Source organism: Albimonas marina (assembly GCF_029223255.1).
GTDB lineage: Bacteria > Pseudomonadota > Alphaproteobacteria > Rhodobacterales > Rhodobacteraceae > Albimonas.
In genome coordinates this window covers 152727-175710 of the sequence record NZ_JARHUC010000009.1, presented here as the reverse complement: position 1 = coordinate 175710, position 22984 = coordinate 152727, and the positions used below count along the sequence as shown (strand labels likewise).

General features: G+C 73.6%; 21 protein-coding genes. 7 read left to right on the top strand and 14 right to left on the bottom strand.

All coding sequences use genetic code 11. The annotated features are described in order from the left end of the window. Positions 1-10: 10 nt before the first annotated feature. The 3 genes from P2H44_RS22005 to P2H44_RS21995 all read left to right on the top strand — a co-directional run bounded on the left by P2H44_RS22005 (position 11) and on the right by P2H44_RS21995 (position 3270). The gene (locus P2H44_RS22005) at positions 11-496 is read left to right on the top strand and encodes a MarR family winged helix-turn-helix transcriptional regulator (protein WP_275767119.1); all 486 of its coding nucleotides are present in this window, start codon (positions 11-13) and stop codon (positions 494-496) included. A gap of 69 nt (positions 497-565) precedes the next feature. Further along, positions 566-2383 (top strand): feruloyl-CoA synthase, encoded by a 1818-nt coding sequence (locus P2H44_RS22000; RefSeq protein WP_275767118.1) that lies wholly within the window; start codon positions 566-568, stop codon positions 2381-2383. A gap of 11 nt (positions 2384-2394) precedes the next feature. After that, complete coding sequence (locus P2H44_RS21995; RefSeq protein WP_275767117.1) at positions 2395-3270, top strand: amidohydrolase family protein; 876 nt, start codon at positions 2395-2397, stop codon at positions 3268-3270. 424 nt (positions 3271-3694) lie between these two features. On the opposite strand, the gene P2H44_RS21990 is transcribed toward P2H44_RS21995, so the two are convergent. From P2H44_RS21990 to P2H44_RS21970, 5 genes are all read right to left on the bottom strand, one after another. Then, on the bottom strand, positions 3695-4816 hold the full coding sequence (locus P2H44_RS21990) for a hypothetical protein (protein ID WP_275767115.1): 1122 nt from the start codon (positions 4814-4816) through the stop codon (positions 3695-3697). A gap of 3 nt (positions 4817-4819) precedes the next feature. Beyond that, positions 4820-6121, bottom strand: a complete 1302-nt coding sequence (locus P2H44_RS21985) for an O-acetylhomoserine aminocarboxypropyltransferase/cysteine synthase family protein (protein ID WP_275767114.1) — start codon at positions 6119-6121, stop codon at positions 4820-4822. A gap of 539 nt (positions 6122-6660) precedes the next feature. Further along, positions 6661-7548: a haloalkane dehalogenase gene (locus tag P2H44_RS21980; RefSeq protein WP_275767113.1), complete on the bottom strand. Its 888-nt coding sequence runs from the start codon at positions 7546-7548 to the stop codon at positions 6661-6663. A gap of 58 nt (positions 7549-7606) precedes the next feature. Continuing rightward, a complete protein-coding gene (locus P2H44_RS21975) occupies positions 7607-8278 on the bottom strand; it encodes a TetR/AcrR family transcriptional regulator (RefSeq protein WP_275767112.1) in 672 nt (223 codons plus the stop codon). A gap of 58 nt (positions 8279-8336) precedes the next feature. Beyond that, a complete protein-coding gene (locus P2H44_RS21970; RefSeq protein ID WP_275767110.1) occupies positions 8337-8696 on the bottom strand; it encodes a TfoX/Sxy family protein in 360 nt (119 codons plus the stop codon). Positions 8697-8815: 119 nt separating this feature from the next. On the opposite strand from P2H44_RS21970, the gene P2H44_RS21965 reads away from it, so the two are divergent. Then, positions 8816-9610: a pyrroline-5-carboxylate reductase family protein gene (locus P2H44_RS21965; protein WP_275767109.1), complete on the top strand. Its 795-nt coding sequence runs from the start codon at positions 8816-8818 to the stop codon at positions 9608-9610. Positions 9611-10060: 450 nt separating this feature from the next. On the opposite strand, the gene bfr is transcribed toward P2H44_RS21965, so the two are convergent. From bfr to P2H44_RS21950, 3 genes are all read right to left on the bottom strand, one after another. Continuing rightward, the gene (bfr, locus tag P2H44_RS21960) at positions 10061-10546 is read right to left on the bottom strand and encodes a bacterioferritin (protein WP_275767108.1); all 486 of its coding nucleotides are present in this window, start codon (positions 10544-10546) and stop codon (positions 10061-10063) included. Next, positions 10521-10787, bottom strand: coding sequence for a (2Fe-2S)-binding protein (locus tag P2H44_RS21955; RefSeq protein WP_275767107.1), 267 nt, complete (start codon positions 10785-10787; stop codon positions 10521-10523). The genes bfr and P2H44_RS21955 overlap by 26 nt, the downstream gene beginning before the upstream one ends. A 209-nt stretch (positions 10788-10996) precedes the next feature. Next, positions 10997-11314 (bottom strand): HNH endonuclease, encoded by a 318-nt coding sequence (locus P2H44_RS21950; protein ID WP_275767106.1) that lies wholly within the window; start codon positions 11312-11314, stop codon positions 10997-10999. Positions 11315-11388: 74 nt separating this feature from the next. Here P2H44_RS21950 and P2H44_RS21945 point away from each other — a divergent pair, with 74 nt between their 5' ends. Further along, a complete protein-coding gene (locus tag P2H44_RS21945; protein ID WP_275767104.1) occupies positions 11389-12255 on the top strand; it encodes a crotonase/enoyl-CoA hydratase family protein in 867 nt (288 codons plus the stop codon). Positions 12256-12606: 351 nt separating this feature from the next. On the opposite strand, the gene P2H44_RS21940 is transcribed toward P2H44_RS21945, so the two are convergent. Genes P2H44_RS21940 through glf form a run of 3 tightly spaced genes read right to left on the bottom strand, consistent with a single transcriptional unit; the run spans position 12607 to position 16581 of the window. Further along, positions 12607-13467, bottom strand: coding sequence for a DUF707 domain-containing protein (locus P2H44_RS21940; protein WP_275767103.1), 861 nt, complete (start codon positions 13465-13467; stop codon positions 12607-12609). Next, complete coding sequence (locus P2H44_RS21935; RefSeq protein ID WP_275767101.1) at positions 13464-15407, bottom strand: glycosyltransferase; 1944 nt, start codon at positions 15405-15407, stop codon at positions 13464-13466. Before P2H44_RS21935 ends, P2H44_RS21940 begins: the two co-directional genes overlap by 4 nt. Before the next feature lie 49 nt (positions 15408-15456). Further along, positions 15457-16581: a UDP-galactopyranose mutase gene (glf, locus tag P2H44_RS21930; protein WP_275767099.1), complete on the bottom strand. Its 1125-nt coding sequence runs from the start codon at positions 16579-16581 to the stop codon at positions 15457-15459. A 532-nt stretch (positions 16582-17113) separates the two neighbouring features. Here glf and P2H44_RS21925 point away from each other — a divergent pair. After that, positions 17114-18274, top strand: coding sequence for a hypothetical protein (locus P2H44_RS21925; RefSeq protein WP_275767097.1), 1161 nt, complete (start codon positions 17114-17116; stop codon positions 18272-18274). A 154-nt stretch (positions 18275-18428) separates the two neighbouring features. Beyond that, positions 18429-19181, top strand: a complete 753-nt coding sequence (locus tag P2H44_RS21920; protein ID WP_275767095.1) for an SDR family oxidoreductase — start codon at positions 18429-18431, stop codon at positions 19179-19181. A gap of 76 nt (positions 19182-19257) precedes the next feature. Here P2H44_RS21920 and P2H44_RS21915 read toward each other — a convergent pair whose 3' ends face one another. Genes P2H44_RS21915 through P2H44_RS21905 form a run of 3 tightly spaced genes read right to left on the bottom strand, consistent with a single transcriptional unit; the run spans position 19258 to position 22618 of the window. Then, positions 19258-19947, bottom strand: a complete 690-nt coding sequence (locus tag P2H44_RS21915; RefSeq protein WP_275767093.1) for an AroM family protein — start codon at positions 19945-19947, stop codon at positions 19258-19260. After that, positions 19944-21500, bottom strand: coding sequence for a hydantoinase/oxoprolinase family protein (locus tag P2H44_RS21910; RefSeq protein WP_275767092.1), 1557 nt, complete (start codon positions 21498-21500; stop codon positions 19944-19946). Before P2H44_RS21910 ends, P2H44_RS21915 begins: the two co-directional genes overlap by 4 nt. An 11-nt stretch (positions 21501-21511) precedes the next feature. After that, complete coding sequence (locus P2H44_RS21905) at positions 21512-22618, bottom strand: DUF917 domain-containing protein (RefSeq protein WP_275767091.1); 1107 nt, start codon at positions 22616-22618, stop codon at positions 21512-21514. Positions 22619-22984 lie beyond the last annotated feature (366 nt).

Below are 22984 nucleotides of genomic sequence, written 5' to 3'. Positions count from 1 at the left end.
AGCTTCGCCGATGACCGAGCGCCGCCCCGATCCCAGACCCGCCGCCGTCGCGACGCCCGCGGCGGAGGTCACCGACGAGATGCTGCGCCAGTTCGCGGGCTACAACATGAAGCGGGTCTACATGAAGGTCCGCGCCGACATGACCGCGACCCTCGCGCCCACGCGGCTGCGGGTGGCCACCTTCTCGGCGCTGGCGGTGATCCTCGAGAACCCCGACATCACCCAGACCCAGCTCGCTCAGGCGCTGAAGGTCGAACGCTCCGGCGTGGTGGTGCTGGTGGACGAGCTGGAGAACGCGGACCTGATCGCGCGCCACCGGGTGAAGGGCGACCGGCGCAGCTACGCGCTGCGCGCCACGCTGAAGGGCCGCCGCGCCTGGGCGAAGGCCGAGGCGCTGGTACACGCGCACGAGGCGCGCCTGTTCGCCGCCCTCGGGGCGGAGGACCGCGCGCGCCTGCGCGACATGCTGAACGCCATCGACGAGGCGACGCCCTAGCTCCGCCCCCCGGCGGAGCGCGAAGACGACGGAGACGCCGGCGTGAAGACCGGCCCCAGGGAGGACGCGATGAAGGACACGACCACCGGCCTGCGCCTGGTCCCCCAATCCGCCGAGCTCGCGCAGGCGGCGGGGGGCGCGCTGCGGCTGACCACGGCCACGCCCCTCGACCCGGTGGTCCCCACCACCGCCGTCTGGCTGCACCGCTGGGCGCAGGAGACGCCCGACCATGTCTTCCTGGCCGAGCGCGCGGGCGAGGGCTGGCGGGAGCATTCCTATGCCGAGGTCCTGGCGATGGTCCGCGCCGTCGCCGCCTCCCTCGTGGCCCGCGGCCTCGGCCCCGAGACGCCCATCGCGATCCTGTCGGGCAACGGCATCGACCACGCGGTCCTGTCCTACGCCGCGCAATACGCGGGCGTGCCGACCTCGCCGCTGGCCGAGCAGTATTCGCTGATCGAGGAGGCGCAGCCCCGGCTCGACTACGCGGTGCGCAAGCTGGCGCCGGCGATGGCCTTCGTCTCCGACGCCGCCCGTTTCGCCTCGGCGCTGGCCCGCCCGGTCTTCGAGGGCGTCGAGATCGTGGCCGTCGCGCCCGAGGGCGCCCCGCGCCCCGTGACACCCTTCGCCGATCTGCTGGCAGGCGAACCGGGCCCGGAGCTGGAGGCCGCCCATGCCCGAGTGGGCCCGGATACCGTTGCGAAAATCCTGTTCACCTCGGGCAGCAGCTCCGACCCCAAGGGCGTGCTGACCACCCAGCGGATGATGTGCGCGAACCAGGCGCAGATGCTCTCGGTGCTGCCGTTCCTGAAGGACCGTCCGCAGCGGATCGTGGACTGGCTGCCCTGGAACCACGTCTTCGGCGGCTCGCACAACATCAACATGATGCTGGCGCTGGGCGGCACGATGACCATCGACCACGGCCGCCCCACCGCCGCGGACTTCGCGACGTCGGCCGCCAACATCCGCGCCCGCGGCGGCACGATCAGCTTCAACGTCCCCGTCGGCTTCTCGATGCTGGTGCAGGCGATGGAGACCGACCGAGACCTGCGCGAGGCCTATTTCCGCGACCTCGACCTGATCTTCTACGCCGGCGCCTCGTTGCCCCAGCCGGTGTGGACGCGGCTCGAGGAGATGGCGATGGAGGTCCGCGGCCGCCTGCCCCTGATGATCACCTCGTGGGGGATGACCGAGACCGCCCCCGCCGCGATCATGCTGCACGAGCCCATCGGCCGCTCCGGCATCATCGGCGTGCCGCTGCCCGGCGTCGAGGCGAAGCTGATCCCCGACGACGCCATGCGCTGCGAGCTGCGGGTGAAGGGCCCCAACATCACGCCCGGCTATTTCCGCGACCCCGAGCGGACCGCGGCGGCCTTCGACGCGGAGGGCTTTCTCGTCACCGGCGACGCGGTGCGCTTCGTCGACACCGCCGACCCCGCCCGCGGCCTCGTCTTCGACGGCCGCGTGGCCGAGGACTTCAAGCTCGCCACCGGCACCTGGGTGCAGTCGGGGCGCCTGCGGCTCGAGGCGCTCGAGGCGCTGCGCGGGCGGGTGCAGGACCTGGTGATCTGCGGCCACGACCGCGGCGAGATCGGCCTCATGATCTTCCCCCGCCCCGACCAGGTCCACGGGGGGAACACCTCCCAGGGCGCGGTGATCGACCCGCACCTGCAGGCCTCGATCGAGGAGACGCTGGGCCAATTGGCCGAGGCCGCCACCGGCGCCTCGCGCCGCATCTCCCGCGCGCTGATCCTGGCCGAGCCGCCCTCGCTGAAGGACGGCGAGGTCACCGACAAGGGCTCGCTGAACGTGGGCCGCATCCTCTCCCGCCGCGCCGCCCTGCTGGAGCGGCTTTACGACAACGAAGACCCGGCCCTGATCCGCGTCTGAAGGAGGCCCCCATGGTCGATTTTTCCAAGGTCCGCGCGATCGACTTCCACACCCACGCCGAGGAGCCGTGCGGCTGCCATTCGGACGACGGCTACGACGATCTCCAGACCACGATGGCGAAATACTTCGGCGCGCCCTGGACCCACCCGCCGACGATCCCCGAGACCGCCGCCCACTACCGCGAGCACAATATCGCCGCGGTGATCTTCCCCGTGGATGCCGAGCGCGAGACCGGCTACCGCCGCTACCGCAACGAGGAGGTGGCGGAGCTGGCGGCCGAGCACTCCGACATCCTGATCCCCTTCGCCTCGATCGATCCGGCCAAGGGCAAGCTCGGCGCGCGCGAGGCGCGCAACCTGGTGGAGAACCACGGCGTCCAGGGCTTCAAGTTCCACCCGACCATGCAGGGGTTCTACCCCAACGACCGCATGGCCTACACGCTCTACGAAGCCATCGCCGAGACGGGCAAACCGGCGCTCTTCCACACCGGGCAGACCGGCGTGGGATCGGGGATGAAGGGCGGCAACGGGATGCGGTTGAAGTATTCGAACCCGATGTACATCGACGACGTGGCGGTGGATTTCCCCGACATGCCGATCATCCTGGCGCACCCGAGCTTCCCCTGGCAGGAGGAGGCGCTGTCGGTCGCCCAGCACAAGCCCAACGTCTACATCGACCTGTCGGGCTGGAGCCCGAAGTACTTCCCCCCGATCCTGGTGCGCTACGCGAACACGATGCTGAAGAAGAAGATGCTGTTCGGCTCCGACTGGCCGATGATCGCGCCGGAGAAATGGCTCGCCGCCTTCGACCAGGCCGATTTCCGCGACGAGGTCCGCCCGCTGATCCTGAAGGAGAACGCCATGCGCCTCCTGAACGCCGTCGCCTGACGCGCCCCTCCGGCCAGGCGCCGCGGCCCCCGTCGCGCCCGGCCATTCCCCCTCTCCCGCGGCGCGCCGCCCCCGGGGCGCCCGGCCCCACCGTCTCCCGACCGCCGCCCCAGGCGCCCGGGCGCGCGGCCGGCGGCCCTCGCATAGCGCCTGTTCTCCGGAGCCGTCTCTCGCGGATGCCGAAAAGAGCGACTCGCGCCCCGGGGTCAGGGATCGCGAAGCGACCCGCGCTTGCGCGGGCTTGTCCTTGACCCCGGGGCGCGAGTCGCTCAGGCATCCATCAGCGAGAGACGGCTCCGGAGGACAGGCGCGGGCCTTGTTCTTTGGTGAGTCAGGAGCCCGCCGGAGGCTCTGACGCCCATCGATCCAGGCGCGCCCGAACCCACAGGCCCAAGCCCGCCCGCAGGGCGCCTCCCCGCCTCCGTCACGGCATCCGCAGGATCCGCTGCCCCCCCGCGCCACGCACCGCGACGCCTTCCGAGGTGATCCGCGTCACCGTCCAGCCGCCGAAGCTCTGCCCCTGCGAGACCCGCTTCACCTCGCCCGAGGGCAGCCGGATCAGCGCGCGGGGCGACTGCACGTCGCCGAAGATCCCCAGCAGCGCGATGGCGCCCAGGTCGAGCGTCCCGGTCGAGGCGCCCGCCGCCGCGCGCGGGGCGGAGCCTTGCGGCAGCCGACCGGTCCCCGGCGGCGACAGCACCTCCTGGCGGCGCGTCTGGGTCCGGGTCGTCGGGGCCTTGCGCTCCGGCACGCTCGAGGGCCGCGCGATGGGCGGCGTCGGGCCAGCGCGCGCCGCGTCGGGGGCCGCGTTGGCGGGCGGGGCGAAGACCTCGGGCGGCCGCGGCCGGGCGCGCTCGGGGCGCGGGGCGGGCATGAGAAGGGCGGTCATGTCGTCCTCGGCCTCGGCCTCGACCGTCCCGGTCGGCGGGGCGAACACGTCCGGCGGCGCCGCGGCGGCGCGGGGATTGGGCCGCGGCACGAACAGCCCCGCCGCCGGCGGCGCGAAGCGCGGCCCGTCGGCGTCGGCCGAGACAGGGCCGTCCGAGGCCGCCAGCCCCGCGGTCGAGGCCGCCGCGGGTCCCGGCGCCGTCTCCGCGGCGTCCGCGGGCTCCAGCCGCGCCAGGGCCGAGGCGGCCGCCGCCAGCGGATCTGCGCCGGTCGGGCCGCGCGGGGCGTCCGGCGCCTCCGCCGCAGGCTCCTCGGCGTCCCGGCGAGGATTGGGCCGGGGCGGCGTCACGCCCTCCGCCAGCTCGGGAAGATCGGGCGCGACGGAGGGCCCGTCCGCCGCGTCCGGGGCCGTCGGCGCAGCCTCCGCCGCGGGCTCAGGCGCCGCGGGTCGTCGGGGATTGGGGATCGGGACGTGCAGGCCGGGGGCCGGCGGGGCGAAGCCCTCGCCGGCCCCCTGCGCCAGGGCGGGCGGCCCGCCGGCCAAAGCCGCCGCGAGCGCGGCCGCGGCCAGCGCCGCCCTGCCGGGCGACGCCGCCGCCGCGATCCGCCGGAGCGCCTGCGCCCCGGCGCGGACCTCGCGCAGGCCGCGTCGCCCCATGGGTCAGGCCGTCGCCTTGGCCAGCGCCTGGTCGAGGTCGGCGATCAGGTCGTCGGCGTCCTCGATGCCGATGGACATGCGCACCATGTTCGGCCCCGCGCCCGCGGCCTCCTGCTGCTCGGGCGTCAGCTGGCGGTGGGTGGTCGAGGCGGAGTGGATGATCAGGCTGCGCGTGTCGCCCAGGTTGGCGACGTGCGAGAAGATCTCCACCGCGTCCACCAGCTTCACGCAGGATTCGTAGCCGCCCTTCACCGCGAAGGTGAACAGCCCGCCCGCGCCCTTGGGATAGATCTTCTTCGCCCGGCGGTAGTAGGGCGAGGACTTCAGCCCCGCGTAGCTGACGAAGTCGACCCGCGGGTCGTTCTCCAGCCACTCGGCGACCTTCTTGGCGTTCTCGACGTGCTTCGCCATGCGCAGGCTCAGCGTCTCGATCCCCAGCAGGGTGAGGAAGGCGTTCATCGGCGCCTGGGTCATGCCCAGGTCGCGCAGCCCGATGGCGATCGAGTGGAAGGTGAAGGCCAGCGGCCCGAAGGTCTCATGGAATTTCAGCCCGTGGTAGGCGGGCTCCGGCTCGCTCAGCGAGGGGAACTTGTCGGAGGCCGACCAGTCGAAGGCGCCCGAGTCCACGATCACGCCGCCCATCGCCTGGCCCGAGCCCGACAGGTACTTGGTGGTCGAGTGCACCACCAGCGTCGCCCCGTGGGCGATGGGGTTGCACAGGTAGGGGGTGGCCGAGGTGTTGTCGACGATCAGCGGCACGCCCTTCTTCTCGGCCACGGCCGCGATCTTGGGCAGGTCGGTCACGTAGCCGCCGGGGTTGCAGATCGACTCGCAGAAGATCGCCTTGGTGCGTTTGCCCACCGCGCGGGAGACCTCGCCCACCTTGTCGAAGTCGACGAACTTGGCCTTCCAGCCGAAGCGCTTGAAGGTCTGGGAGAACTGGGTGACCGTGCCGCCGTAGAGCCGGTTCGAGACGACCACGTCGTCGCCCGGCGACATCAGCGGGAACAGCGCCATGATCTGCGCCGCATGGCCCGAGCCGGTGCACACCGCCCCCGCGCCGCCCTCGAGCGTCGCGATCCGCTCCTGCAGGGCCGAGACCGTGGGGTTGGTCAGGCGCGAGTAGATGTAGCCCACCTCCTGCAGGTTGAAGAGCGCGGCCGCATGCTCGGCGTCGCGGAACACGTAGGCGGTGTTCTGGTAGATCGGCGTCTGCCGGGCGCCCGTGGCGGGATCGGGGCGCGCGCCGGCATGGACCTGCAGCGTGTCGAAGCCGTAGGCGCGCGGGCCCTGCTCGTCGGTCATTGTCTCGTCTCCTCCCAGAGATGCTTCGCGAACCGGGGCGGAGCCTAGCCGAACCCCGCGCCCCCTGCACGGGTGAAAAGCGCCCGCATCGCGCAGGCCCGACCCCCGCCCGCGCGCCGAAGGCGCCGCGTCCCCCGTCGCGCCGGCCGCCGCCCCCTCCGCCCGCGGCGCGCCCCCGCCCGGGCGCCCGTGCCCCCCGTCTCCCGACCGGCCGACCAGGCGCCCCGGCGCGACGCACGGAGGTCCTCGCAAAGCGCCTGTTCTTCGGAGCCGTCTCTCGCTGATGCCGTTAAGAGCGACTCGTCCGCCGGGGTCAGGGATCGCGAAGCGACCCCGCCTCTTGGCGGGGCTTGTCCTTGACCCCGGCGGGCGAGTCGCTCAGGCATCAACAGCGAGAGACGGCTCCGAAGGACAGGCGCGGCCCCCAGTTCTTTGGTGAGTCAGGAGCCCGCCGGAGGCTCCCGCCCTTCGCAGTAGAAGGCGCGCCCGACCCCGCAGGCCCAAGCCCGCCCGCAGGGCGCCTCCGTCCCCGGTCTCCGTCAGCCCTCGATCTCGCCGAGGAACCCGCGGATCGCGTCGCCGATCTCGGTCCCCGAGTCCTCCTGGATGAAGTGCAGCCCCGGCAAGGTGATCTCCCGCTGGTTCGCCCAGCCCCGGCAGACCTCCCGCGGACGACCGACGAGGATCGAGCCCGGATCGGCGTTCACGAAGAGCTTGGGGATCGGGCTCTGGGCCAGGAACTCCGAGTAGCCCTGGACGATCTCGACCACGTCGGCCGGCTCGCCCTCGATGGGGATCATCCGCGGCCAGGTCAGGGTGGGGCGGCGGCTCTCGCCGGGCTCGAGGAACGGGCGGCGGTACTCGGCCATCTCGGCCTCGTCGAGCTTGCGCAGGATCGAGCCGGGCAGCACCCGCTCCACGAAGACGTTCTTCTCCAGCACCATCTGCTCGCCGCCCTCCGAGCGGAAGCCCTGGAAGACGCCGCGGGCGTTCTCGGGCCAGTCGGCCCAGGTCACCGGGGTCACGATCGCCTCCATGTAGACGATGGCCTTCACCCGGTCGGGGTTGCGCCAGGCCCACTCGAACCCCAGGGCCGAGCCCCAGTCGTGCAGCACCAGCGTCACCCGGTCGCCCAGCGCCAGCGCGTCCCACAGCGCGAAGAGGTGGTCGCGCTGCTCGGCGTAGGTGTAGCGGTCCGGGCCGGAGGGCGAGAGCTTGCCCGAGTCCCCCATCCCCACCAGGTCGCAGGCGACCAGCCGGCCCAGCCCCTCGCAGCGGCGCATCACGTCGCGCCACAGGTAGGAGGAGGTCGGGTTGCCGTGCTGGAAGACGATCGCGTCGCCCTCGCCTTCGTCGATATAGGCCATCGGCGTGCCGAGGACCGCGCAGCTCTTCTTGGCCGCGTAGGGGGTGGGGTCGTGGGTCACGGGGCGTCTCCCTGGTGGTGCGTCTGCGAATGGGTCTTGCGCCGGGCCCGGCCGGCGGTCAGCCGCGCCCGGGGTCGGGCTCTGTCTGGGGGCCGGCCTGGTCGAGCGCCGCCGCCTCCGCCGCCGCCAGCCGTTCGGCCGCGTCGCGGCAGGCGGCGAGCAGGCGCTCCGACAGCTCGGGGTCGTTCACCGCGCGGGCGAGCGACAGGCCGCCGACGCACAGCGCCAGCATCGCCGCGGCATGGTCCAGCGGCGGCGGGCGCATCGGATCCTCCGGCGCCTCGGAATCGCGGCCCCGGATGGCGGCGAGCGTGGCGCGCAGCTCCTGCGCATAGGCCTCGCGGAAGGGTTCGGGCGCGCGGGCGGCGTCGGTGGCGAGGGCGGCGAAGGCGCAGCCCGCGCCCGGGTCGTCGCGATGGGCGCGGGTCAGGTAGCGTGCCGCCAGCCGCCGCGCCCGCGCGGGCCAGGAGCGGTCCTTCGCCCGGCCGATCCAGCGCTCCCGCTCGGTGGCGAAGGCCTGGCGGAAGGCGGCGACGGCGAGCGCGTCCTTGTCGGGGAAATGCGCGTAGAAGGCGCCGTGGGTCAGCCCCGCCTCCTTCATCACCGGCGCGATGGCGGCGCCCTCCAGCCCCTCCCGCCGCAGGCGGGCGGAGGCGGCGACGAGGATCCGCGAGAGCGACTCGCGCTTCGCCCGCGCCCGCGCGCCGCCGCCGCTCCCCGTCGCGCTCATCGCCGATTCCATATGACGCCGATCATGCGAACGAGCGTTCCGCATGACGCCCATCCTGTCAATCCGGTCCGTCGAAGGCCCCGCCCGCCCCCGCGCCCGCCGCCGCCGCGGCGCGCCCCGCCCAGTCCAGCAGCGCGTCGGGATCGTCGAGGCAGGCCGAGGGCGCCTCGTAGAAACGTTCGACCACCACGGTCCTGCCGCCCTTCTCGTATGCGAAGGGCCCGCAGCCCTCGGCGATCAGCGTCCGGCGCAGGGCCGCGTCCACCGGGAACAGCAGCCGGTCGCGCAGCACGTAGGCGATGCGGGTCCCGCGCAGGACGAAGCTCCAGCCGCCGAAGAAGCGGGTGCGCTCCACCGGCCCCAGGGCGCCGAGCGCGTCCTCGACGTAGAGCACGAATTCAGACGGCGCCCGGGCCATGCGCATCTCCCTGCCGGCGCGCGCCCCCGCCCGACGCGGGGGCGGACAAACGCCGCGCGGCAGCCTAGCCTGCGGACCGTCCCGCCCGCGACCCCGCCCCCGCCCGGAAAGGCGCCGCCATGACCGAGACCCCCTCCCTCGCCCTGATCGGCGCCGGCATGCTGGGCGGCGCCATCGCCCGGCGCTGGCTCGCCTCCGGCGTCGTGGCGCCGGAGCGGCTGCACGTCGCCACCCGCAGCGGCGCGGCGCCCGCGCTCGCCGACTGGCCCGGGGTGCGGCTGCATCCCACGCCCCAGGCCGCGGCCGAGGCGGCGGAGGCGGCGCTGCTGTGCCTCCCGCCCGCGGCCCTGCCCGCGCTGTCGCTGCGGGTCCCCGACCGGCTGGTCCTGTCGGTGATGGCCGGCGCCGACGTCGCGCGCCTGCAGGCCGCCACCGGCGCCCCGCGGGTGATCCGCGCGATGTCGAGCCCGGCCGCCGAGCTCGGCCTCGCCTACACGCCCTGGACGCCCTCGCCCCAGGCGACCGAGGCCGACCACGCCCTCGCCCGCCGCCTGTTCTCCGCGCTGGGCGAGACCGACCGGCTGGATCACGAGCCGCATCTCGACCTCTTCACCGCGCTCACCGGCCCCGTCCCCGGCTTCGTCGCCGCCTTCGCCGCCGCGATGGCCGCCCATGCCGTGGACGAGGGCGTACCCGCCCCGCTGGCCGAGCGCGCGGTGCGCCAGCTGTTCCGCGCCGCCGGCGAGATGATGGCCCGCGACGCGACCTCTCCCCAGGCCGCGGTGCAGGAGATGATCGACTACGCAGGCACCACCGCCGCCGGTCTCGAGGCGCTGGAGGCCGCCGGCCTGCGCCGCGCCGTCGCCGCCGGCCTGGCCGCCGCCACCGAGAAGGCCCGCACGATCGCCGGCTGAGGCGCCCCCCTGCCCCGCCACTCGCGCGCCCCCCTGCCCGGCCCACGCCCCGGCGCGCCGCCCTGGCCTCGCGCAGAGCGCCTGTTCTCCGGAGCCGTCCATCGCTGATGCCGATCCGAGCCGCGCCGGGGTCCGGGTCAAGGATCGCGCAGCGACCCCGCGCCCCGCGCGGGGCTCGTCCTTGACCCGGACCCCGGCGGGGCTCAGGCATCTTCGGCGATGGACGGCCGCGGAGGACGGGCGCGGGGCCTGTTCTTTGGTGAGTCCGGAAGCGTCCCCTCCTCATTCGCCGCGCCCCCCCGCCCCGGCCGACCCCTCCAAAGCGGCCGCGCCCCTGCCAAGCCCGCCCGCAAGGCGCCCGGTTTCCCGACGCGCAACGAAAAGGGCCGGCGCATCCCTGCGCCGGCCCCCTGTAGTCTTCCGCCAGGCTCGCGCCCGTCGGCCGGAGGATCAGTCCTCCTTGTCGGCCGAGGTCGCGTTGAGCTGGATGTACTTCTCCTCGCCCATCTTCTCGATCAGCTCGAGCTGGGTCTCGAGGTAGTCCGTGTGGCCTTCCTCGTCGCGGATGCGCTCCTCGAAGATGTTCTTCGAGGTGTAGTCGCCGACCTTCTCGCAGTGGTCGCGCGCTTCCTTGTAGAGCTTCAGCGCGTCCAGCTCGGCGGCCAGGTCGCACTCCAGCGTCTCCTTGACCGTCTCGCCGATGCGCAGCGGATCGAGGACCTGGAGGTTGGGATGCCCTTCGAGGAAGATGATCCGGTCGATGAACTTGTCGGCGTGGACCATCTCCTCGATGCTCTCCTGGCGGGATTTCTCCGCCAGCTTGCCCACGCCCCAGTCCTTCTGGAGGCGGTAGTGCAGCCAGTACTGGCTGATCGCCGTCAGCTCGCTGCGCAGGCCCTTGTTGAGATACTCAATGACCTTCTCGTCGCCCTTCATCCGTCCGTCTCCTTTCGGCCGGCTTGCGCATCCCGCGGAGCACGGGCGGCACGCCGGTGTTCTCATCCGCCCGCAGCACGTCCACGAACAGCGCGACGCATCCGCCGCATTCGGGGCGCTTGCCGAGCGCGCGATACACCTTGCCCGGCGTGATCAGGGCCGTCGGGTCGGCGGCGCGCATCCAGGCGACGGCCGCCTTGATGTCCGAAGACCGGATCCGGGCGCAGTGGCACACGATCATAGGGCGGAAGTCCCTTGCGTGAAGGCCGAAACGAGGGGCCGGACGAATCCGGGTCGTCGGGCCGGACGATGCCCGACGAAAGCGCTCGGGAAAAGAGGCTTTCCGACCAAGATGGTCAGAATTTTGTCGCAGGCAAGATGCGGGGCGAAAGACGTCGCGGCTTCAACGGCCGCCTGGCAAGATCGCCTCCCGGTCCCGGGCCCGGCCGCTCAGCGCCGCTTCCGCCGCCGCCGCAGGCTCGCCAATGTCCGAGCGTCGAAGTCGGGCGGCTTGGTCGCGATCCAGTCCCGGAACCGCGCCAGCGCGGGGTGGGCGCGCAGGGCCTCGGGGGTCGCGGCATCGCGCGCGATCTCGGCCTCGGTCAGGCGGGCGTGGATCTCGTCGTGGCAGATCTTGTGCATCAGGGCGGTGGGCCCCTTCGCCCCGCCCTTCAGCTTCGGCGTCAGGTGATGCACCGTGGCCCGCGCGCCCGCCGGGATCGGGCGCAGGCACAGCGGGCAGATCGGATCGTCGGGCGCAGGCTCCATGCGCGTCAGATGGCCTCTCGCAACCGGTCGGCAAGCTGATACGGTCCCCGGCGAACTTCCGGGAGGACGAGACAATGAGCTACGCCACGCTGCGCTACGAGGTCGAGGAGAACATCGCGACGGTCACCCTGAACCGTCCCGAGATGCTGAACGCCTTCACGGTTGAGATGGCGGGCGAGATCCTGGCCGTGCTCGACCGCGCCGACGCCGACCCGGAGGTCCGCGCGGTGATCTTCACCGGCGAGGGCCGGGCCTTCTGCGCGGGCATGGACCTCAGCTCGGAGGGCAACGTCTTCGGCCTGGACGAGAGCGTCGACGCCTCCGACCCGGCGGGGATGGAGCGCAACCGCGACACCGGCGGCACGATCACGCTGCGCATCTTCCGCATGAAGAAGCCGGTGATCGCGGCGATCAACGGGGCGGGCGTGGGCATCGGGGCGACGATGACCCTGCCGATGGATGCGCGCATCTGCTCGACCAAGGCGCGGATCGGCTTCGTCTTCGCCAAGATCGGCGTGTGCATGGAGGCGTGCTCGTCGTGGTTCCTGCCGCGCCTGGTGGGCATGCAGACCGCGCTCGACTGGGCGATGTCGGCCGAGATCCTGACCGCCGACAAGCTCCTCGCCGCCGGCTTCTGCACCAGGGTGGTGGCGCCCGAGGACCTGATGGCCGAGGCCCGCGCCACCGCGCGCCGCTACATCGACGGCCTGTCGCCGGTCTCGGTGGCGGTGAACCGGCAGCTCCTGTGGCGCATGGCCGGCGCCGCGCACCCGATGGAGGCGCACAAGCTCGACAGCCGGGTGATCTACGAGCTGTCGACGGCCGACGGGAAGGAGGGCGTCACCTCCTTCATCGAGAAGCGCCCGGCCGCCTTCACGAAGACCCCGCCCGACGGCATGCCCGCCTCCGTCGACTGGGACGCCGAACCCGGCTGGGGCTGACGCCCCGCCGCCCGCGAGGGGCGCCCGGCGCGACGCCGGCCTCCCCTCGCGAAGCGCCTGTTCCCCGGAGCCGTCTCTCGCTGATGCCGAAAAGAGCGACTCGCCCGCCGGGGTCCAGGATCGCGAAGCGACCCCGCCTCTTGGCGGGGCTTGTCCTTGACCCCGGCGGGCGAGTCGCTCAGGCATCAACAGCGAGAGACGGGTCCGGGGAACAGGCGCGGCCCTGTTCCCTGGTGAGTCAGGAGCGTCCTCGACGTCCGCCGCACGCGCACCCGGACCAGATCCGCGCTCCCGCCCGCCCCAGAGCCCAAGCCCGCCCGCAGGGCGCCTCCGTCCCCCGCTCCCCGCACATCAGCGCTTCGGAAACCCCCGGCTGACCAGCTGCGCGCGCAGGTGCTTGCCGATCCGCACCGCCCAGCGCCGCCGCCAGACCGCGGGCGAGGCCGCGAGCCCCAGCGCCGCCAGCGCCAGCGCCCCGAGCCGCCCCCCCGGCCCCAGCGCCACCGGCCGCGGCCATCGCCCGATGCGCCGGGCGATCCATTCGTCGCGCTCCGCGTTCACGTCCTGCCCCGAGGCCTTCGCCCGCGCCACCAGGTGCGTGCCGATCGGCCGGCGGTGGGCGACCGGGGCGGCGTCGACGATGGCGATGCGGCGCGCGGGGTCGTCGACATGGTCCTGCCAGACGAAGTCCAGCCCCTTGGCCGCCGGGCGGTCCTTCATGTCGGGCATCGCGGCCGCCAGAACCTCGGGCGTCAGCAGCGGCGCCATCAGCTCCACGAAGTTGGTCCGGCGCAGGCGGCACAGCGGATTGCGCACGGTGATGTAGTGGGAGAACTCGCTGTCGGGCGTCAGCGCCGGCTGGGCCAGCGCCAGGTCCTCGGCCTCGGCGATGGCCAGCAGGCGCGCCACCGTCGCCGCGTCCGCCTCGATGTCGTCGTCGGGCAGCCACAGGCGGGGGGCGCGGGTCATGAGCTCGGGCCGCTCGGTCAGGATCGCGTGGAGCGCGTCCCACTTGCCGCCCTCGCGCGGGATCACCGCGTCGGGCTCGAACTCGGCGAGGTCGGGGATCTCCTGGTAGGGGGAGAGCACCAGCTCCCAGTCCCGCTCCGCGCGCGGGGTCTTCGCCCAGCCCGAGACGCGGTGGTCCGCGCCGATGCGCAGGATCACCACGGCGCGGGGGCGGCCGGGCGCGGCGGGGCGCGGCGCGCTCATCGCCCGCCCTCGAACAGGCGCGCCCAGGCCTCGGGCGAGCGGGCGGCATCGGCGCTCGCCTGCCAGGCCGCGATCGCCCGCCCGCTTCGGATCCGGTAGCGCAGCGCGGCCCACAGGCTGCGGACGAGCAGCGACAGCGCCGCCCGCCGGCGGGGGACATGCAGGCGGAACCAGGTTCCCGCAGGATCGCTGCGCACATGCGCCCGGGCCCGCACCACGCCGGGGCGGGCGGCCTTCTCATGCACCAGGGCAAAGGGCGTCCGCCGCGGCGCCGCCAGCGCCAGCGTCGCGCGCAGGAAGCCCAGCGCATGGGTCGCCGCCGAGACGGGCGCTTCGGGCGCCGCGATCACCGGCAGCCCCTCGGGCGCGGCCTCGAGCGGGACGGGCCGCCGGTCCGCCGCCAGCCCGGTCGCCTCGGCATGGATCTCCTGCGGGGCGCGGGCGAACAGCGCCTCCGGCCCGTCGAGGAAATGGCGCATCGCCAGCAGCCGCCACTCGGCGGTGGCGTAGTCATGCGACAGCGCCGGGGTCAGCAGCCGCTCGAGCAGGTCGAGCGTCTTCGGCGGGTCCCCGGGATCGTGCAGCGCCGCGTGGATCAGCCGGTTGCGCAGGTCGTAGTAGTGCTGCCAGGAGGTCGCCTTGGCATAGAACGGCTCGTGCCAGACCGCGAGGCCCGGGGGCGTCGTCGTCGGCGCCCCGGCCGCGTCCAGCCGGCGCGACAGGTCGAGGTCGTCGCCCCGCAGGAACAGCGGCGGCGGCAGGCCCGCGACGCGCAGGGCGCCCAGCGGCAGGGCGAAGAACCACCAACCGTTGAAGCCCCCCGGCAGGGCCTCGGCGAAGGGCGCGAGCCCCTCGGCCGTGGCCAGGTCCGCGCCCTGCGCCACCGCGCGGATCACGCCGAAGCGGGCGCGCTCGGCCCCCGCCTCGTGCACCACGGTGGGCGCCCGCAGGTCCAGCATCGCGCCGCCCAGCGACGCCTCCTCACGCAGCAGCGACAGGTGCCGGATCGCCCGGCCGATCATGCGTCCGTCGAGGCGGATGTCGTCGTCCATCAGCAGCAGGTGCGTGGGCCCGTCCGGCGCCTCGGCCGCGGCCAGCGCCTCGGCCATGCAGCGCGCGAAGCCGCCGCAGCCGCCGAGGTTCGCCTGCTCGATCGGCGTCACCCGCGGATCGGCGGCGAGCGCCCGCAGCCCCGGATCCGCGAAGGGCGCGCCCTGGTTGACCAGCCAGATGCGCACGGGCGCAGGCCCCGCCGCGCCCAGCGCCTCGCGGAGCGTCGCGGCGAGCGGCCCCTCCCGCTCATGGGTCACCATCCCCAGCGCCAGGCGCACGGGCCGCGGCGCGGCGGCCACGGTCCAGCGCGCCGCGAGCAGACGCACGGGTCCGCGGGCGCGGATCTCGGCCCAGAGCCGGCCGCGGGCGACCGAGGGCACGGGCACCGGGACGGCGGCGCCGGTCCCCTCGATCGCGGCGCGCGACAGGGTGCGGGCGGCGGCGCCGGGCGTCTGCGCGCGCAGGGCGACCTCGACCGGACCCTCGACCTCCAGTTCGAAGGCCAGCGCGCCGGGCGCGCCGTGACGGCGCCACCAGGGCAGCGGGAAATGGTTGAACCAGGTGTCGAGCGACAGCGTCTCCCCCGCCGCCATCTCGATCGGCAGCCGGCCGGGCGCACGCGGCCCCTCGGGGCCCCGCAGGCGGAGGTAGAGGGCCGAGGGCAGGCCCGCCGGCGGATCCAGCACCTCCCGGGCCACGGCGCGGGGCGCGGAAGCGGTGCCTCCGGACGGCTCGGAGGCGGGATCGGACGGCGCGGCGGGGTCGCCCGCCGCCCCGGGCGCGTCCAGGCCGCCCGCGGCCCCGGGCCCGCCCATGCCGGACGCCGTCCCGGGCGCGCCGGGCGCCGGGCCGTCGGAGGTCTCGTCCACGGGGCGGCGTCCGCTCATCGGGGTCTCCGCCACGAGGGCCGGTCGGGGAAAGGCGCCGCGGGCCGCCTCAGGCGGCCTTGCGGCTCTCGAGGTAGGCCGAGGCGGCGTCCAGCGCCAGCCCGATGGTCACGTCCATGTCGAGGTACTGGTAGGTGCCCAGCCGGCCCACGAACGTCACGCCCTCGACCTCGGCGGCGCGCGCCTCGTAGTCGGACAGCATCTTCTTCTCCCCCAGCAGCCGGATCGGATAGTAGGGGATGTCGTCCGCGCCGCAGTAGCGGGAATACTCGCGGAACACGATCGTGCCCTCGTGCTCCTCCCACGGGGCGAAGTGCTTGTGCTCCGAGATCCGGGTGAAGGGCACCTCGGGATCGCCGTAGTTCATCACCGCGCAGCCCTGGAAGTCGCCCATCGCCCGCTCGCCCTCGAAGTCGAGCGTGCGGTAGCCCAGCCGCCCCATGTCGTAGCCGAACCAGCGGTCGAGCGGGCCGGAGTAGAAGACGTGGTCGAAGGCCTCGTCCTGCTCCTCCCACTTGGCGCCCAGGCGCAGCTCGATCAGCGGGTGGTCCAGGATCTTCTCGACGATGGCGGTGTAGCCGTGCTTCGGCATCCCCTGGTAGGGGTGCGAGAAGTAGTTGTCGTCGTAGTTGAAGCGCAGCGGCAGGCGCTTGAGGATCGAGGCCGGCAGCTCCGTCGGGTCGATCCCCCACTGCTTGAGCGTGTAGCCCCGGAAGAACGCCTTGTAGAGGTCGGGGCCCACGAAGCGCAGGGCCTGCTCCTCGAAGGACTGGGGGTCCTCGATGTCCATGCGGGCCTGGGACTCGATGAAGGCCTTCGCCTCGGTGGGGTTGAAGGTCTTGCCGTAGAACTGGTTGATCGTGTGCAGGTTCACCGGCAGCAGGTAGACCGCGCCGCCCACGGTGGTCTTCACCCGGTTCACGTAGGGCATGAACTCGCCGAAGCGGTTCACGTAGTCCCAGACGCGGTCGTCCGCGGTGTGGAAGATGTGGGGCCCGTAGCGGTGGACCATCACCCCGGTCTGGGGGTCGCGCTCGGTATGGCAGTTGCCGGCCACGTGGGACCGTTCGTCGATGACGAGGCAGGGCAGGCCGGCCTCGGCCAGCTCCCGTGCGATCACGGCGCCGGAGAACCCGGCGCCCACGAGGCAGATGCGTCCCATGCGTCCCCACATGCTGGTTCCAAACCCCCTTGCGGAGGCGGCGCGGACCCTATCAGCGCCCCCCCGACCCGGCAACCGCTCCCGCCGCCGCCCCCAAGCGCCCGGGCGCGACGCCTGCGGGGCCCGCGGAGCGCCTGTTCTTCGGAGCCGTCCGTCGCTGATGCCGTGAAGAGCGAGTCGGCGGGAGGGGTCCAGGATCGCGAAGCGACCCCGCCCTTGGGCGGGGCTTGTCCTTGACCCCTCCCGCCGACTCGCTCAGGCATCTTCGGCGACGGACGGATCCGAAGGACAGGCGCGGCCCTGTTCTTTGGTGAGCTCCCGAAGCGGCCTTCCCACCTCTCGGCAGGCGCGCCCATGCTCCGGTCGCGATCCATCCGCCGCGGGCCCAGGCCCGCCCGCATGGCGCCCGGCGCCCGTCCTTCATCCCCTCCCGCCCGCGCGCAGGGCCTGCCGTCGCGTTGACAGACGCCCGACCGCGTGCCAACCGGCCTGTCGCCCGCGCCGCCACTGAACCCGCGCGCATGACACGGACCGAGGGACGACCATGGCCCACCTGATCCTGCACATCGGCTCGCACAAGACGGGGACGACCTCGATCCAGTACGCGCTGACCCGGCAGGCCGAGCCGCTGCGGCGGGCCGGCGCCGCCTACCTCCATGTCGTCAAGCGCGCGCGCGAGGTGGGCAACGCCAACTCGCTGGTGAAGACCAGCGGCGAGGGGGCGGAGTTCGCGACCGTGGTGCGCGAGGACGTGGTCGACAGCCTGCTCAAGCCCGAGGCCGAGCTCAACGTCGCCTCCGGCGAGAACCTGTTCTGGCTCGACGACGCGCGGGAGATCGCGAAGCTCGCCCGCGTCGTGCGCCAGCGCTTCGACAGCGTCGAGGTCATCGCCTACCTGCGCCGGCAGGACATGCTGGCGCTGTCGCACCGCAAGCAGGTCGCCGCCCCGCGCCAGCAGCCCGCGGCGCGCTTCTACGGCTTCCAGATGTCGGCCCTGCCCGCCTTCCAGCCGCACCTGCACCGCTATTTCGACTACCACGCCAAGCTCTCGGCCTGGCGCGAGGCCTTCGGAGCGGACACCGTGAAGGCGGTCCCGTTCGAGCGCGAGGCGATGAAGGACGGCGACGCCGTGGCCGATTTCTTCGCCCGCGTCGGCCTCGCCGCGCCCAGCCAGGACGAGCCGATCCGCCGCAACGCCTCCGAGGGGCGGGAGCGCACGCTGCTCGCGATCGCGGCCAAGGCCGCGGGCATCGGCGGCGAGGCGCTGAAGGCGATCCGCCGCGCCGCCTCGGACGAGGGCAAGCTGGTCCCCGCCCGCGCCGAGGCCGAGGCCTTCCTCGCCCACTGGACCGAGGCGAACGCCCGCCTCGCGCAGGACTTCACGCTCGCCGACGGCGCCCCCTTCGCGTTCACCGACGACTTCTCGATGTACCCCGAGGTCGGCACGGACGTCTGGACCGACGCCCAGGCCCGCGAGGCGATCGCCCATGTCATGCAGGGCGTGGCCGCGATCCAGGAGCGCAAGGACCGCCGCAAGGGCAAGGGCGGCAAGGGCGAGCTGCGCGCCGGCGCCCTGCCCCGCGCCGAGCGCGGCCGCGCCGGTCCCGGCAAGGGCCACGGCGGCGGCGGCGGCCATGGCGCGGCGGGCAAGCCCGGCTACCGCAAGCGCAAGATCAACCGCCGCGCGCGCAAGATGAGCTCCTGACCACGCGCCTCCCGCCGGCGAGGGAGACCCGCCGGCGGAGGCGGATCGGCGGCGGGACCGCCAGGCCCCGGGCCGGCGGTCCGGGCGGCCCGCCCTTGACCTCGGCCGCCCGCGCCCTTGCTCTGGGGTCGACCGCCCAGCCAAGGAGCCTCCCATGACCCGAACCGCCGTGATCACCGGCGCCGGCCGCGGCATCGGCCGCGCCTGCCTGACCCGCCTGCTGGACGAGGGCTGGCGCGTCGCGGCGCTGGAGCGGGACGCCGAGATGGTCGCGGCCCTGCGCGCCCGCCGCCCCGGCCCCGAGCTGCTGGCGCTGGAGACGGACGTGGGCGACGAGGCCTCGGTCCTCGCGGCCTTCGAGGCGGTGGCCGACTGGGCGCCCGAGGGGCTCGACCTGCTGGTCGCAAACGCCGCCATCGCCTCCGCGCCCCGCATACCCATCGAGGAGCTGAGCCTCGCCGAATGGCGCCGGCAGGTGGACGTGGGCCTGACGGGCGTGTTCCTCAGCGTGCGCTCGGCGATCCCGCTGCTGAGGGCGCGGCGGGGGAGCATCGTCTCGATGGCCTCCACCCGCGCCTTCCAGTCGGAGGCGGACACCGAGCCCTACTCGGCCTGCAAGGGCGGCGTCTTCGCGCTGACCCACGCCCTCGCGGTCAGCCTCGGCCCGGAGATCCGGGCGAACGCCATCGCGCCCGGCTGGATCGAGACCGGCCACCTGCAGGACGCGCAGGACGCGCCCTACCCGGAGCATTCCGAGGCCGACCGCGCCCAGCATCCCGCGGGCCGCGTGGGCCGGCCCGAGGACATCGCCGAGACGGTGCTGTGGCTGGCCGACGCCAGCTTCGTCACCGGCCAGACGGTGGTGGTCGACGGCGGCATGACCCGGAAGATGATCTACGCGGAGTGACGCCGCCAGGCGCCCCCCGAACGCGAAACGCCCCGGGCGTGGGCCCGGGGCGTTTCTCGTCTTGAGCAGGGCCGGCTCAGACCCCGGCGATCTCCGCGGCGAAGCGGCCGGCGACCGAGGCGGCCAGCAGCGCGGGCGCCCCGTGGATCGCGGCGGCGCGGGCGCGGGCGGCGTGGGTGTAGCTGATGCAGTCCATCACCACGAGCGCGGGCGCCTCGGCCTTCATCGCGCGGGCCGCGGCCTCGACCGTCGCCTCGTCGGCGTCGGGGGAGAGCGGCAGCGCCACCGCCTCGACCCCGTTGGCCGACCAGCGCTCGACGGCGTTGGCGACCTGGGCGGGGGCGGGGATGAACACGCCAAGCTTGCCGCCCGCGGGCAGGCAGGCCGCGACCGCCCCCGCCAGCAGGTCGGAGGCGAAGTGGACGCCCGGCGCCGAGAGGCCCGCGAACTTGCCCGTGCAGCAGACCACCGCCGCCGCCGCGCCCATCGACCCGAGGTCCGCGAGCCGCGCCTTCATCCCCTCGGTCACCGTCTTCTTGGAGACGAGCGTGGTCGAGCCGTCGGGCATCGTCGTGAACAGCGTGTCTGCGTCCGACAGCGGCGGGTGGGCGCGGACCTCCGCGTCGCTCAGGTGATCGAGCGCGCCCATCATCCGCAGGTCGGCCGGGCCGGCGACGCGGGCGATCTCGGCCAGCAGGTCCGGGCGCGGCGACTTGCCGATGACCAGCAGGCCGATCAGCGGAGCGGCGGGGGCGGCGTCCTTCATGCCGCGGCCTCCGGCGCGAGGGCCGCGGCCTCCCCGACCACCCGCACGCGGGTGCGGATCGCCTTGCCGGGCAGGTAGCTCAGCGGCAGGTCCTCGACGTCGATCACCTTGATCGTGGCGGGGTCCGCGCCGGCGCGGGCCGCGCTCTCGACCGCCTCGGCGCGGGCCATGGCGATGGCCTCGTCCCGCTCCACGTCGCGGTAGATGCGGTCGGTCTCACCCGAGATCTGGGCGATGGCCGCGCCCACGGCATTGGCGACGTTGGAATGCTCGACGTGCACGACCTCCGAGATGCCGGGGATGCGGTCGGGGATCAGCATCGCGCCGCCGCCGACGGCCAGAAGCGGAACCTCGGTCGCGTCGGTCTTCATGCGGTCGACGCTCTCGGCCACGTTCTCGTGGATCTTGGCCAGCGCCGCCTTCACGAAGGCCTTGTCCAACCCGGCGACCTTGGATTTGTCGCCCAGCTCGATCAGGCCCGAGGCGACGGCGATGTCGGTGGCGGTGACGGTGCCGCCGCCGAAGACCAGCGCCTCCTGCCCCAGCCGGTAGCCGACCGAGCGGGGGCCGACGGTGATCGGGTCGCGGCCGATGATCGTGCCGCCGCCCACGGCGATCGACAGGAGGTCGGGCATGCGGAACAGGGTGCGCACGCCGCCGACCTCGACCACGTTGTTGGCCTCGCGCGGGAACCCGTTCACCAGGCAGCCGATGTCGGCGGTGGTGCCGCCCACGTCGCAGACCATGGCGTTCTCGATCCCCGCCAGCAGGGCCGCGCCGCGCATCGAGTTCGTCGGGCCGGAGGCGAAGGAGAACACCGGGAACTCGCGCGCGGCCTCGGCCAGCGCCACGGTGCCGTCGTTCTGGGTGATGTAGAGGCGCGCGTTCAGGCCCGAGGCCGCGACCGCGTCGACGAAGGCCTGGGTGGTCTCTCGCGCCAGCGTGATGAGGGAGGCGTTCATCAGCGCCACGTTCTCCCGCTCCAGCAGGCCGATGCGGCCCAGCGCGGAGGAGAGGGTGACGTGGCAGTCCGGATGCTCGTTCTTCACGATCTCCGCCGCGCGCTCCTCGCAGGCGGCGGTGAGCGGCGAGAAGGTGGCGGAGATGGCCACCGCGTTCACGCCCTCGGCCTTGATGGCGCGGGCGGCGGCGGCGACCTCGGCCTCGTCCATCGGGACCAGCTCGCGCCCGTCGTATTCGTGGCCGCCGTGCACGAGATGCACGCCGCCCACGACCTGCGCCGCGAGGTCGGCGGGCCAGTCGCAGAAGGGCTTCAGCGAGGCCGAGGCGGGCAGCGAGACGCGGATGGCGGCGGCGCGCCCGAGGTTGCGCCGCTCGACCACCGCGTTGGTGTAGTGGGTGGTGCCGATCATCACCGCGGTGACGCCCTGCGCGGCGGGGCCGGCCTTGGCGACCAGCTCCTTCAGCGCGGTGCGCACGCCCGAGGTGACGTCCGCGGTGGTGAAGGTCTTCACCGCGGCCAGGACCTTCGATCCGTCCAGCAGGGCGGCGTCCGTGTTGGTGCCGCCGACGTCGATGCCGATGCGTTTCATGGGTCGGCTCCTCAGAACACGGACTTGAAGTCGATATCGAAGCCGAAGGCGCGCGGCCCCACGGCGGAGAGGCCGGCCTCGGACAGGAACACCTCCGGCGCCGGCAGCGCCAGGACCGAGACGCGCTGGCCGAAGCGCAGCACGTCCGTGCCGATCCCCTCGCCCGAGACGGTGTCGAGCAGGCAGATCAGGTCGGGGGTCATCACCACTGGCTCGTCGCCCTTGAAGGCGACCGAGAACTCGTTCTGGAAATGCACCAGCATGTCGGAGCCGGCGTCGGCGCCCAGCCCCTCGAGCTTGGCCTTGCCGCGCAGGAAGCCCTCGGTCGCGCGCCGCTCGACGTCCGTCACCTTGCCGGTGAAGAGGAGCTTGCCGTGGCCGGCCTCGAGCACCGCCTCGATCGGGTCGGCGTGGGCGCGGCGCGCCTCGGCGACCTTGCGGCCGAGGTCGATGGCCTTGGAGACGGAATAGAGGATGCCGTGCTGCTTCACCTCGGCGCCGGTGCGCGGGGCCTTGCAGGTGGCGGCGACGGAGCCGATCTCGGTGCACGCCTTGCGGGAGATCCGCTCCATCCAGCGCCAGGAGGCGGCGCGCGGGAAGATGATCTCGTTGTCTCGGATGTCGGCCATGGTCAGCGGGTAGCAGCGCAGGCCGGCGACGGCGACGGAGGTCATCTGCGCCTCGGGGTAGGCGCGGCCCATGGTGTCGGCGTCGACCACCGGATAGCCGGTCATCGCGGCCACCATCATCGGGTGCACGCCGTTGCCGCCGCCGATCTCCAGCGCCATGACCGCGTCGAACTTGCGGCCCAGGTGCTCCTCCATCATGCGCAGGGGCTTCACGGCGAACTCGGGATCGGCCAGCCGCTCCTGGCCCACGAGGGGGGCGCCCATGTTGGACAGCACCGCCACCAGCGCGTCGTCGGCCAGCGCCATCGGGTCGATCAGCTCGACCGAGCGGCCCTCGGCGTAGAGCTGCCGCATGTTGAGGAGCTTGTGGTAGGGGTCGCCCCCGCCTCCCGTCCCGAGGATCCAGGCGCCGATGGCCAGCGCCTCCATGTCCTCGGCGCTCAGCGCCCGGTGGGTCTGGCTGGGGCTGCGTCGCGCGAGCGTGCTCATCGGGCGGGGTCCTCCGGGGTCGACGACGGGGGTCGGCGGGTCGCGGCGCCCCCTGGGGAGGGGGTTCGCCGGCGTCGCCCCTCGAAAAGACCCGGGGCCCGGCGCCCAAGCAAATAGCGATGCGCGATGCCGGTCATCCGCCCAGCCTATGTTTCGGGCGCCCGGCGCGGGCGCCGTCGGGGCATCCGGCGCGATTTCGCCCGATCCGCAGGCTTTCCGTGCCCGAACGCCCGCCGGACGGGCGCCTGTCCGGACCTTTCATAGGCCCGGCGAATACCGTGCATCAGGAATGGCTAGTTTTCCTGCTGTCACGCATCTGCCTTGAATGAGGCCGCCGAAGCCCCTCGGCGCGCGTTTCGCCTTACC

Excerpts from the sequence above, each read along its gene's own strand:
- P2H44_RS21975 (WP_275767112.1), bottom strand. The coding sequence starts at position 8,278 with ATGAGCGCGACGGGGAGCGGCGGCGGCGCGCGGGCGCGGGCGAAGCGC.
- P2H44_RS21925 (WP_275767097.1), top strand. The coding sequence starts at position 17,114 with ATGGCCCACCTGATCCTGCACATCGGCTCGCACAAGACGGGGACGACC.
- bfr (WP_275767108.1), bottom strand. The coding sequence starts at position 10,546 with ATGAAGGGCGACGAGAAGGTCATTGAGTATCTCAACAAGGGCCTGCGC.
- P2H44_RS21910 (WP_275767092.1), bottom strand. The coding sequence starts at position 21,500 with ATGAAACGCATCGGCATCGACGTCGGCGGCACCAACACGGACGCCGCC.
- P2H44_RS21970 (WP_275767110.1), bottom strand. The coding sequence starts at position 8,696 with ATGGCCCGGGCGCCGTCTGAATTCGTGCTCTACGTCGAGGACGCGCTC.
- P2H44_RS21965 (WP_275767109.1), top strand. The coding sequence starts at position 8,816 with ATGACCGAGACCCCCTCCCTCGCCCTGATCGGCGCCGGCATGCTGGGC.
- P2H44_RS21985 (WP_275767114.1), bottom strand. The coding sequence starts at position 6,121 with ATGACCGACGAGCAGGGCCCGCGCGCCTACGGCTTCGACACGCTGCAG.
- P2H44_RS22005 (WP_275767119.1), top strand. The coding sequence starts at position 11 with ATGACCGAGCGCCGCCCCGATCCCAGACCCGCCGCCGTCGCGACGCCC.
- P2H44_RS21950 (WP_275767106.1), bottom strand. The coding sequence starts at position 11,314 with ATGGAGCCTGCGCCCGACGATCCGATCTGCCCGCTGTGCCTGCGCCCG.
- P2H44_RS21920 (WP_275767095.1), top strand. The coding sequence starts at position 18,429 with ATGACCCGAACCGCCGTGATCACCGGCGCCGGCCGCGGCATCGGCCGC.
- P2H44_RS21945 (WP_275767104.1), top strand. The coding sequence starts at position 11,389 with ATGAGCTACGCCACGCTGCGCTACGAGGTCGAGGAGAACATCGCGACG.
- P2H44_RS21940 (WP_275767103.1), bottom strand. The coding sequence starts at position 13,467 with ATGAGCGCGCCGCGCCCCGCCGCGCCCGGCCGCCCCCGCGCCGTGGTG.
- glf (WP_275767099.1), bottom strand. The coding sequence starts at position 16,581 with ATGTGGGGACGCATGGGACGCATCTGCCTCGTGGGCGCCGGGTTCTCC.
- P2H44_RS21915 (WP_275767093.1), bottom strand. The coding sequence starts at position 19,947 with ATGAAGGACGCCGCCCCCGCCGCTCCGCTGATCGGCCTGCTGGTCATC.
- P2H44_RS21935 (WP_275767101.1), bottom strand. The coding sequence starts at position 15,407 with ATGAGCGGACGCCGCCCCGTGGACGAGACCTCCGACGGCCCGGCGCCC.
- P2H44_RS21905 (WP_275767091.1), bottom strand. The coding sequence starts at position 22,618 with ATGAGCACGCTCGCGCGACGCAGCCCCAGCCAGACCCACCGGGCGCTG.
- P2H44_RS21995 (WP_275767117.1), top strand. The coding sequence starts at position 2,395 with ATGGTCGATTTTTCCAAGGTCCGCGCGATCGACTTCCACACCCACGCC.
- P2H44_RS21990 (WP_275767115.1), bottom strand. The coding sequence starts at position 4,816 with ATGGGGCGACGCGGCCTGCGCGAGGTCCGCGCCGGGGCGCAGGCGCTC.
- P2H44_RS22000 (WP_275767118.1), top strand. The coding sequence starts at position 566 with ATGAAGGACACGACCACCGGCCTGCGCCTGGTCCCCCAATCCGCCGAG.
- P2H44_RS21955 (WP_275767107.1), bottom strand. The coding sequence starts at position 10,787 with ATGATCGTGTGCCACTGCGCCCGGATCCGGTCTTCGGACATCAAGGCG.